This window comes from Parafannyhessea sp., from assembly GCF_051876455.1.
GTDB lineage: Bacteria > Actinomycetota > Coriobacteriia > Coriobacteriales > Atopobiaceae > Parafannyhessea.
On record NZ_JBJEHW010000155.1, the window covers coordinates 1 to 10466 of the forward strand.

The following is a 10466-nucleotide window of genomic DNA, read 5'->3' on the forward strand; positions in this document are numbered from 1 at the left end:
CGCGAGCGTCGTCTTGCCCAGGCCCGGCGGGCCCGAGAAGATCACGTGGTCAAGGGGCTCGTTCCTCTCCTTGGCAGCCTGGATGAGCACGCGGAGGTTCTCGCGCACGCGCTCCTGGCCGCAGTAGTCGTCCAGCGTCTTCGGCCTGAGCGTGCGGTCGACCTCGAGGTCGTCCGCCGTGAGCTCGCCCGTCACGGAGCGGGCGCCGGCTCCATGGGCCGCGTGACCGCCCGCGGCATCGCCAAAGAGGTCGTCCTTGTCAGCTTCCCACATAGGCTAGGCCCCGCTTCCCAGGCGCTTGAGCGCGTACGACAGCACCTTCTGGATCGTATTGGCGCCCGCCTCCTCGAAGCCGTCGAGAGCGAGCTCCACCTCCTGCGACGTGAATCCCATGGAGAGGAGCGCGTCCGTCGCCTCGGCCTCGACCGACACCGCGGGGGCGGCTGCCCCCGCCTTTGCCGGCGCGGCGCCGTCCGAGGGGCCGGTCAGTCCCACGAGGCTCCTGAGCTCCGCGTCCTTCTGGAAGACGCCCTCGAGGTCCACGAGGAGCCTCTGGGCCTTCTTCTTCCCCACGCCGGGCACCTGGCTCATGCGGGTCACGTCCTGCGTCGCCACGACCGTGGCGAGTGCCTGCGGCGTGAACGTCGACAGCACGGAGAGCGCAAGCTTGGGTCCGACGCCCGATATCGCGACGAGCCGGTCGAACAGCGCGCGCTCCTCGCGACTGCTGAAGCCATACAGCTCCATGGCGTCCTCGCGCACGATGAGCCGCGTGAGCAGGGTCACCCCCGCCTCGCCCACGGCCGGCAGCGCCGCGGCGGTGTTTGCGGAGACCCCAAGCTCGTAGCCCACGCCGCCCACGTCGAGCACGACGCGCGTCGGCAGCGCCTCCACGAGCGTTCCCGTAAGCCGTACGATCATTTGCTGCTCCTTCTGCTCGTCCGTGTCGAGAAGAGCTGGTCCTGCCTGCCGTGGGCCCGTGCCACGTTCGCCGCGGTCGCGGCCGCCGTGACCTGCCTGGCGGCCGCGGCGTCGGCGGCGCGCTGGGCAATCTCCTGCTCGCGCACCTGCTCGGCCGCGACCCTGCGCGTGATGCTCTTCGTCCTGTTGAGGTTCGCGTAGCACACGGCCGCCGCGAGGGCGTCTGCCGCGTGGTCCGGCTTCGGGTCGTGGTCGAGCTCCAGGATGTTGCGCACCATGTAGATGACCTGGCGCTTGTCTGCGGACCCGGTGCCCACGACGGCCTGCTTTATCTGCATGGGCGTGAACTCCCCCACGGCGAGGCCCGCGTTGGAGCAGGCCACGATGGCCGCGCCGCGCGCGTGAGCCGTGGCTATGGCGGAGCGCGTGTTCTCGCCGAAGAAGATCTTCTCTATGGAGAGCTGCGAGGGCTGGTAGCGCGCGATGACCTCGGTCAGGTCGTCGAAGATCCTCCCGAGCCGCTGGTCTATGGGCTCGGACGCCTTCGTGGTGACGCAGCCGTAGGCCCGGGCGCGGCACACCGGCCCCCTCGTCTCCACGATGCCCCACCCGGTATGCGCCAGCCCCGGGTCAATGCCAAGTATGATCACGTCGTCCCCAAAGCAGGATTGAACTATAGAACGTTCGTTCTATAGTAGCACAGTGCCACGGAGGCGTGCTCCCTAGTTCTCGGAAAACGGGCTCGGCCACTTCCTGCCGTCGGAGTCCTCGAAGCCGCCCTGGCCCGCGTCCCCGCCGTCGCCGCCGGGATTGCCGTCTCCCTTCGACTTGAAGCCCCCAAAGTACGAGAAGTCCCTCAGGAAGGACAGCGCCTCCCGCATCTTGCGGTTGTCGCCAGGCTGCCCGGACGCCTCGCCCTTCTCGCCCTGTCCGTCGGTCGCCTCGCGATCGGTGGGCGAGAGGTGCGTGCCCCCGTCCCCCTCGCCGCGCGTCTGCAGCGCCGCCATGCCGAGCGCGTCGCTCATGTGCGACGCCAGGCGCTCCACCTCGCGGCCGCGGTCGAGCTCCTCCTCGGTGCGGACGCGATTCTCCCACGCTAGGCCGAGGGGCCTCCGCGCGTCGAAGAGCGTCACGCTCGAGACCATGAGGTACAGCCCCCGGCCGATCCTCCAGGGCTCGCTCCGGTCCAGCTGCGCCAGGACCCGCTGCGCGAGGCCCTCGTCGCGCGTCGAGGCCGCGACCTCCGTCACGCTGCGGCCGTACTCGACGTGGTCCGCCAGCACCTGGTCGACGCGCTGGCACCACGACTCCTCCGCAACGGACTCGTCGCGCTCCCCCGCCATGGGGACCTCGCGGTCCCACAGCCGCACCGCGGGGAAGACCGGGCTCATGGTGTTCCTCATCCTCATGAGCTCGAGCAGGTCGGAGCGGTACACGTCGCCCACCGGCTTGAGGGCGTCGGCCTCAGGGAGCCAGCGCCTCTCGCCCAGCGCGAGCGCCGTCTTGTCCGCGCCGGACAGCACGAGGGCGTCGAGCTCCTCGGCCCAGGCGGCCAGGTAGGCGCTCACGATGCCGCGGCGCAGCGTCGCGTCCCGCGCGTCGGTCACGACCTGGGCCGCCCGCATGTCCTGCACGTCGCGCACGTCGATCCTGAGGTTGCGCGCCAGGCGCTGGCAGCACGCCTCGCGCTCCACGTCGCCCGGCACGTCCACGATGGCGTGCACGTTTGTCGGGCCGAGCGCGTCCGTCGCGAGCGCCGCGACCACCATGGAGCCCACGCTGCCGTCAAGCGCGAGCACCGCCTGCCGCTTGTCGAGCTTGCGCAGGTAGTCGCCAAGCCCCAGCACCAGGGCCTGCCAGGTGTAGAGCGGGCCGTTCCACACCTCGGGCGTGAGCGGCGCCGCGTCATCGTCATCCGCCAGCTCACACACCTGCAGGTCCTCCTCAAAGGAGGGAAGCGAGCACATGAGGTCGCCCTTGGGCGATAGCACAAAGCTCGACCCTGTGTGCACGGACGTCCCGTAGCCGCCGAGCGAACCCACGCCCACGATCCAGGCGCCCGTCGTGCGCGCGTCAGACACATAGCGTCCCTCCGCGAGGTTCGCGCCCAGGGCCGAGTCCGGGTCGTCCATGGCGTAGCCGTAGCCCGCGATGTAGGCCACCGCATCCACGGGAATGTCGAAGTCGTCGTAGTCGTCCAGGTCGTCGTAGGTAAAGGCGACGCCCAGCCTCATGCCCGCGATCTCCACGGTCGGCAGGTCGGGCGCCGGTCCGTCCTCGTCGGCGGTCACGCCACGCGACACGGAGTCGGCGTACGCCCGCATCTTGAGCGGCACGAGCTTGCCCTCGCCCATGAGCACCGCCTCGGGCGTCGGCTCACCGTCGACCGAGCCAACCACGGGCACGATGCAGGGACACGAGACCTCCTCGGACATCCTGACCAGCGCCTCCATGGCGTCCACCAGGAAGTCGTCCTCCTCGCTCTCGCGAACGGGGGTCGGTCCCGTGAGCGACGTCATCGGGAAGACGAGAAGGTCGGCCCCCTCTCGCGCCGCCCGCGCGGAGAGCCCGATCATCCTCCCCGCCGTAGCCTCGAAGTCGCCCGCGCGCGTGTCGATCTGTGCGATGCCTATCCTCATGTGAAAGAAATCCCTCCGTCGGGCACGCCCACCATGGGGTCGACGCCCGACGGAGGGAGATGCCCTCGGGTCGCCCCGCGGGGCAACCCGTCCGTCAAACTGGGTCTAGAACTCTGCCTTCCAGAGTCCATGCAGGTTGCAGTAGGCGTACACGGTGCCGTGCTCCGCAAACTTCTTGCAGAACGTCCTCTGGGGCTCCTCGCCCGGCTTCAGGTGCTTGATGACCGTCTTGCCCTCTGCCGCGACGACGATCCACTCGATGTAGTGCTCCTCGGTCATGGGGTGCGCGACCTCGCCGACCTTGACGGTCATGTGCTTGTCGTCAAACTCGACCACGGGCACGTGCTTCTCGGCGGCGGCGTCGGTCGAACCGGCCTCGAGCTTCTCCATGGGCTCGCCGCAGCACATAGGCGTGCATGCGCCCTTGTCAAGCACCATGACCAGGTTCCCGCACTTGTTGCAACGATAGAAAGTGAGCTCAGCCATACGCTTTCCTCCTTGTGAGTGGGTCCTATCAAACCACGCCTCGGGCGTCGCGTGGGCGCCCTTCTGGTCTATTGTTCCCGCCTCGCGGCGCTCTATTCCCCTCCCGCCGCAAACGGCAGAACCCGGCCATCCGCCAGCCGCGGGCAGCGCCGCGTGGTAGAGTCACGTCGTGCAGTCCCAACACCACCGCCCGGAGGCAACATGGAGAAGCGCTTCCTCACCATCGACGAGCAGGTCAGGCTCCTCGAGTCCCGCGGCATGCGCTGCGACCGGGATACCGAGCTCACGCTCCTGCGCGAGGGCTACTACGCCGTCGTCAACGGCTACAAGCGGCCGTTCCTCGACGTCGCGGCGACCTCCTTCGAGGGAGAGGACCGCTACCTCGAGGGCACGTCCTTCTCGGACGTGTACGCGCTCTTCCGCTTCGACCGCGGCCTGCGCGCCCTCACGTTTCGCCACCTCATGATGGTCGAGGCCACACTCCGCTCGCTCACCAGCTACGCGTTCTGCTCGCGCCACCCCAAGCCCGAGGCCTACCTCGACCCCAACAACTTCACGCAGCGCCGCGACTACATCCGCGGCGAGGACGAGTACGAGGGCGACCTCAGGTGGATGATCGACACGCTGGAGCACCACGCGCGCTCGCGCGAGCGCGACCCACGCGGCCCCGGCCGTGACGTCCGCGTCGCCCACTTCCAGGACAAGCACGACACCGTGCCCCTCTGGGTCCTCGTGGACGAGCTCACCTTCGGCAACCTCAAGTACCTCTTCGCGCTGCTCAGGCGGGACGAGCAGCTCTGCGTGTGCGACGGCCTCGCCCGCATCTCGCAGGCGGGCCCCAATGGCACCCTCACGCCGCGCGAGCTCGAGCGCGACCTCGAGGCGATCGTCGACGTCCGCAACCTCTGCGCCCACGGCGAGCGCCTGTACGACGCCCGTGTCGGAATCGACGACGCGGTCGACTACGTGGGCTTCGTCGGCATGGTCGCGCGCTTCCTCGACCCGAGCGACCTCGCGCACCTCGTAGGTGGCATCGAGACGCTCGTGGCCGACTACTCCGCCAAGAGCCCCCTGATCGCCCGCGACCTCGAGCGGACGCACCTCGCGGGAATCTAGCGTCCCGCAAGGCCGCCGCCCAAGGCCGCCTGGGTAACTAGGCTATCTGCACGTGGCCCTCGCGGCCCACGAAGTCCTTCACCTCGGCGAGAAGGACCATGTTCTTGGCATCGACCTTCGTCGGGAGCTCCATCCTCATCATGTCGCCGCACGAGCTCTCGACCATGAGCTCGATGCGGTCGAGGCCGTCGTAGCGGTCGAAGATCGACTGCAGGGTCTCCATCCTGTCCATCGAGAGCATCTTGGAGGGGATGTAGACCTCCACGACCTTGGGACGGTTGGTCTTCTCGTTCAGCTCGAGCGCCTCGATGTGCGAGCAGATGAGCTGGTCGCCACGGTCGCCGTGCTCGATCTTGCCCGTCGCCTGGATGAAGACGTCGCCGATGCGCTCGCCCGTGTCGGGGTCGACCTCACCCTCGAGGGCCGGGGCGCACTCCTTGTAGGTCTTCGGGAAGACCACGAGCGAGATCTCGCCCTCCATGTCCTCGAGCGTCACGATGGCCATCTGGTCACCCTTCTTGGTGACCTTCTTGGCAACGCCGCCCGTGGGCACCATGCCCGCGAGGCGGATGGTCTTGCCGTCCTCGACCTTGAAGCGCTGGGACGTGGCGCCCGTCACGGGGTCCACGTAGTCCTCGGAGGCCATGGCCTCGCTGATGGTGCAGTCCCTCGCCTTTGAGAGGGCGTACTCGAACGGCCTGAGCGGGTGGTCCGAGACGTAGAGGCCCAGGACGTCGTGCTCCTGCTGCAGCTTGATGTGGCGGTCCCATTCGTCGTCCGGGTTCGGCGCGGGGATGTCCTCCGCAAAGCCGGAGCCCTGGACGTCCGCGAACATGTCGAACATGGAGACCTGTCCGCAGGCCTTGTCCTTCTGCCTCTTCGCGGCGGCGTCGATGATGTTCGCGGGGTTGTTCTTGTCCACGAACTCCATGAGCTGCTTGCGCGGGTAGCCCGTCGAGTCGAACGCGCCTGCCTTGATGAGCGCCTCGACCACGCGGCGGTTTGCCTGGGTCGTGTCGACGCGCTCGCAGAAGTCGTGCAGGCTCTTGAACGGTCCGTTCGCGGAGCGCTCCGCCATGATGGCCTCGGCGGGACCCTCGCCCACGCCGCGGATGCCGGCGAAGCCGAAGCGGATGCCCTCGTCGGTGGCCGTGAAGTCCTTGCCGGACTCGTTGATGTCTGGCGGGAGGACCTTGGTGCCGTCGTGGTTGCACGCCGTGACGTAGTGGACGATCTTGTCCGTCTTGCCCATGTAGGACGTGAGGACGGAGGCCATGTACTCCTTGGGGAAGTAGGCCTTCAGCCAGGCCGTCTGCATGACCAGGATGGCGTAGCCGGCGGAGTGCGACTTGTTGAACGCGTAGGACGCGAACTCGAGGACGTTGTCCCAGATCTCCTGCGCAATCTCGCGCTTGTAGCCGTTGGCGACGGCGCCGTTCATCCAGTGGTCGTAGATCGTCTCGTCCGCGCCGGTCTTCTCCCAGTGGAAGATCTGGTCGGTCAGCATCTTGATCTTCTTCTTGGCGACCGGCTTGCGCATGCGGGAGTCGGACTCACCGGGCGTGAAGCCAGACATCTTCATGGAGATCTGCATGACCTGCTCCTGGTAGACCATGGTGCCGTAGGTCTCCTCCAGGATCGGCTTGAGGCGGTCATCGTAGTACGAGATCTTCTCCTCGCCGTGCATGCGCTTGATGTAGCTGTCGACCATGCCGGCGCCGAGCGGGCCCGGGCGGTAGAGCGCGATGAGAGCGACGATCTGCTTGTACTGGTTGGGCTGCATGTTCTTGATGGTCGCGGTCATGCCGCCGGACTCGACCTGGAACACGCCGGCCGTCTGGCCCGAGCCCAGGAGCTCGTAGATCTTCGGGTCCGAGAAGTCGATCTTGTCCACGTCGATGTCGACGCAGGTGGCCCCGTCCTTGATGCAGCGGCGCACCGACTCCGGCACGCGGTCGATGTCCGCGGTCGTGGGGTACCTGCGCTTGATGTTGGCAAGGGCCTTGTTGATGACCGTCAGCGTGCGCAGGCCCAGGAAGTCCATCTTGAGCAGGCCCATGTCCGCGACCGAGTGGCCCTCGTACTGCGTGATGGTGACGTTGCCCTTGGTGTCGAGCTTGGTGGGCACGTGGTCCGTGACGGGTGTCGGCGCGATGAGCGTCGCGCACGCGTGGACGCCCTCGCCGCGCATGAAGCCCTCGATGGACATGGCCGCATCGATGATGCGGTGCGCGTCGGGGTCCTTGTTGTAGGCCTCCTCGAAGTCCGGGGAGTACTGGTCGGGCTTCTTCTCGTTCTTGTGCAGGGCGTTGGGCAGCGTGAGCTTGGGGTCGTTCGACAGCATCTTCGAGAGCTTCTGACCCATGAAGACCGGGAAGCCCAGCACGCGGTTCGCGTCGTTGATGGCCTGCTTCGCCTTGATGGTCGAGTACGTGATGACCTTGCAGACGTGGTCCTCGCCGTAGACGTCGCGCACGTGCTGCAGGACGTCCTGCAGGTGCTCGTCGTCGAAGTCCATGTCGATATCGGGCATCTCGGTACGCTGGGGCGAGAGGAACCTCTCGAACATGAGCCCGTTCTCGAGCGGGTCGAAGTTCGTGATGTTCATGGCGTACGCGACGATGGCGCCCGCCGCGGAGCCACGGCCCGGGCCGACGCCGATGCCGTTGTCCTTGGCCCACTGCACGTAGTCCTGGACGATCAGGAAGTAGTTCGCGAAGCCCTTCTCCGTGATGATCTTGTACTCGTGCTCGAAGCGGTCCTTGACGTTCCAGTCGCCGATGGTGACGTTGCGCCAGTCCTCGCCGTAGCGGCGCGCGAGGCCCTTCTCGCACTCCTCGCGGAAGCGCTGCTCGGCCGTCTCGCCGGGACGGAGGCCAGGGTACTCGGGCAGGTACATGCTCGACCAATCGAGCTCGAAGTTGCACTTGTCCGCGATCTCGAGCGTCGTGTCCGCGGCCTCGGGGCACCACGAGAAGAGCTCGCGCATCTCCTCCTCGCTCTTCATGTAGAACTCGGTGCCCTCCATGCGCATGCGATTGGGGTCATCAAGCGTGGTCGCCTTGCCGATGCACGAGAGGATGTCCTGCGTGGGCGCGTCGTCGCGCGTGAGGTAGTGGAAGTCGTTGGTGCAGACGACCTTGATGCCCTCCTCGTGCGCGAGCTTGACCAGGTACTCGTCGAGCTTGCGGTCGTCCCAGCCGTTGCGGAACGTGAGCCCGTGGTCCTGGATCTCCATGTAGAAGTCGTCGCCAAACAGGCCGTGGAACTTGCGCGTCCAGTCGCGCGCCTCGTCGAACTGTCCGTCGAGCACGCACTGCTGGATGATGCCCTGCACGCAGGCGCTCTGGCAGATGATGCCCTCGTGGTAGCGCTCGAGCATGCTGAAGACCGTGTGCGGCTTGCCGTAGTACATCATCTCGTGGCCGGCGGCCTCCGACATGCACTTGATCAGGTTGTGATAGCCGGTCGAGTTCTTGGCCAGCAGGATGAGGTGGTAGCGCTTCTCGCGGTGGCCGCGCTCCACGTGGTCGCCGGGTATGAAGTACGCCTCGCAGCCAAAGATCGGCTTGATCTTGAGGCGCGGGCGGTTGGCCTCGACCGCCGAGAGGTCGTGCCCGCTCTTCTCCCACACGTCGACGTCCGAGGCCCACTGGTCGTGCACGCGGTCGAAGTAGTCCGCGTCGTCCGCGTCCGGGTCCGGCTCCTCGAGCTTCCACTCCTTCTTGAAGCACTCCACGTCGTGGCGCCACTGCTTCATGTTCTTCTGGCCGTCGTTGTACTTGCGGCACTCCAGGTCGAGCTCCGGCACGCCAAACATGTAGCCGTGGTCCGTGATGGACACGGCGGGCATCCCCAGGTCCACGGCGCGCTTGACCATGTCCGGGATGCGCGTCGCGCCGTCCAGGATGGAGAAGTCCGAGTGGTTGTGAAGGTGGACGAAAGCCATGTGCAACCTCCGTTGGCAAGTCCTCGTTTTAGGGCACCATCATACCCCACGCGGGCGGCCCGCGCGGGCGAGAAGAACACGTGTTCTATCATCGAACACGCCCCCTGAGCTGCGCCCCCGCTGGCCCACAGTGAGTATCCGCAGGTCAGCGAGGACACGCAGAATGTGGCGCCACTCCAGATTCCGTCCACAAGTCCGGCACGCCGGGTCGCAGCTAAATGCGAGGGCGATGTTCCGCATCGAAGCGGTACCGCGCGCAGAACGGCTCGCCGGGCGCGTCCGCGTCCTCGAGCTCCACGCACACAAAGCGGCACTCCACCGCCTCGAACCCCTGCGCCATCAGCACCGACGCGTAGAAGTTGGCCTGCATCTCGTGGCGGGCGCGAATCTGCGCGGCCGAAAGCCCGCGGTCGCCCGTCTTGTAGTCAACCAGGAACACCCCGCGCGAGCCGGGGTCCGTGGCCAGAAGGTCGATCGCACCCTCCACGTACGACCCAAACTCGGAGTCCGCGGCGGAGAAGAACGGGACCTCGGCGCGGACGGTCGTGTGTGACAGCGCCTCCGCGCGCACGGCCGAGCCGCTCCATCGCCCGAGTGCCTGCCTCAGGCGGGTGCGGTTGCGGGGCGAGAGTCGCCAGAGGTCCGCCGTCGCCTCGATGCGGGCGTCGGGCAGGCGCACGGCGAGCGGGTCGTCGGCACCGCTGCCCAGCTCCACCAGGCACTGCGCCAGCTCGTGGAAGGCCGAGCCAAAGTTCGTGGCGCGGTCCTCGTCGTCCGTCACGGGCGCGCCCTCCTGCTCCGCGTCGCGCTCGACGCGGGTCGGGACCCGCACGGCGACGGGCCTCCCCAGGTTGGCGCCCTCGGGCGAGGCGTCGTCCTTCTCGCCCGTGGGGGCGGCCTCCGCAAAGCGCTCCCGCATGAGCTCGTGCGCGCTCGAGAAGCTGCACACGCCCTCGCGGGGCTTCCAGAACGCGACGCGCGACGTGGAGGGGTCGGCCTCGCTCGCATAGATGTCATAGGTCGCGGGCGCGGCGGCGCCGCCGGTGCCGTCGGCCGCGTCCTGCAAGTCCTGGTCGGCATCGTCAAACGTGCCGTCCACGCCCTCGAGCGAGCCCGCGGAGTCCACCGTGAACGCGCCGTCCTCCTTCTCCACGTCGATCACGCGCAGGGACACGTCGAGCGGGTCGTCCGGGCCGTCGCCCACGTCGAGGCGCAGCAGGCGCTCCCCCGGCGCAGCGATGCCCGAGGGCACCAGGGCGTTCAGGAAGCCGATCGCGAGCTCGGGCTTCGCCTCGGCCTTCTTGCTCGTGGACACGTTGCAGCCCACGATGAGCGCCTCGCGGGCGCGGGTGAGC

At 67.6% G+C, this 10466-nt stretch carries 7 protein-coding genes and 1 pseudogene; 1 reads left to right on the plus strand and 7 read right to left on the minus strand.

All coding sequences use genetic code 11. The features are described 5' to 3' along the window. The 5 genes and pseudogenes from ACI38Z_RS06720 to ACI38Z_RS06740 form a co-directional block, all read right to left on the minus strand. Positions 1 to 273, minus strand: a pseudogene (locus ACI38Z_RS06720) (Holliday junction branch migration DNA helicase RuvB); the annotation flags it as partial. 3 nt (positions 274 to 276) lie between these two features. Beyond that, entirely contained in the window at positions 277 to 921 is a 645-nt protein-coding gene (gene ruvA, locus ACI38Z_RS06725; protein ID WP_439789420.1) for a Holliday junction branch migration protein RuvA, read from the minus strand. Then, entirely contained in the window at positions 918 to 1571 is a 654-nt protein-coding gene (ruvC, locus tag ACI38Z_RS06730) for a crossover junction endodeoxyribonuclease RuvC (protein WP_439789421.1), read from the minus strand. The genes ruvA and ruvC overlap by 4 nt, the downstream gene beginning before the upstream one ends. A 72-nt stretch (positions 1572 to 1643) precedes the next feature. After that, a complete protein-coding gene (locus ACI38Z_RS06735; RefSeq protein ID WP_439789422.1) occupies positions 1644 to 3560 on the minus strand; it encodes a nitrilase-related carbon-nitrogen hydrolase in 1917 nt (638 codons plus the stop codon). 105 nt (positions 3561 to 3665) lie between these two features. Continuing rightward, entirely contained in the window at positions 3666 to 4046 is a 381-nt protein-coding gene (locus tag ACI38Z_RS06740; RefSeq protein WP_439789423.1) for a desulfoferrodoxin, read from the minus strand. A gap of 201 nt (positions 4047 to 4247) precedes the next feature. On the opposite strand from ACI38Z_RS06740, the gene ACI38Z_RS06745 reads away from it, so the two are divergent. Further along, complete coding sequence (locus tag ACI38Z_RS06745) at positions 4248 to 5162, plus strand: Abi family protein (protein ID WP_439789424.1); 915 nt, start codon at positions 4248 to 4250, stop codon at positions 5160 to 5162. A gap of 37 nt (positions 5163 to 5199) precedes the next feature. On the opposite strand, the gene dnaE is transcribed toward ACI38Z_RS06745, so the two are convergent. Both dnaE and ACI38Z_RS06755 read right to left on the minus strand, forming a co-directional pair. Beyond that, on the minus strand, positions 5200 to 9111 hold the full coding sequence (gene dnaE / locus ACI38Z_RS06750) for a DNA polymerase III subunit alpha (protein WP_439789425.1): 3912 nt from the start codon (positions 9109 to 9111) through the stop codon (positions 5200 to 5202). 214 nt (positions 9112 to 9325) lie between these two features. Beyond that, a partial coding sequence (locus ACI38Z_RS06755) for a PD-(D/E)XK nuclease family protein (RefSeq protein WP_439789426.1) occupies positions 9326 to 10466 on the minus strand: 1141 nt, incomplete at its 5' end.

Bases quoted from the DNA above. Each gene is read 5' to 3' on its own strand.
- ACI38Z_RS06735 (WP_439789422.1), bottom strand. From the start codon at position 3,560: ATGAGGATAGGCATCGCACAGATCGACACGCGCGCGGGCGACTTCGAG.
- dnaE (WP_439789425.1), bottom strand. From the start codon at position 9,111: ATGGCTTTCGTCCACCTTCACAACCACTCGGACTTCTCCATCCTGGAC.
- ACI38Z_RS06745 (WP_439789424.1), top strand. From the start codon at position 4,248: ATGGAGAAGCGCTTCCTCACCATCGACGAGCAGGTCAGGCTCCTCGAG.
- ACI38Z_RS06740 (WP_439789423.1), bottom strand. From the start codon at position 4,046: ATGGCTGAGCTCACTTTCTATCGTTGCAACAAGTGCGGGAACCTGGTC.
- ruvA (WP_439789420.1), bottom strand. From the start codon at position 921: ATGATCGTACGGCTTACGGGAACGCTCGTGGAGGCGCTGCCGACGCGC.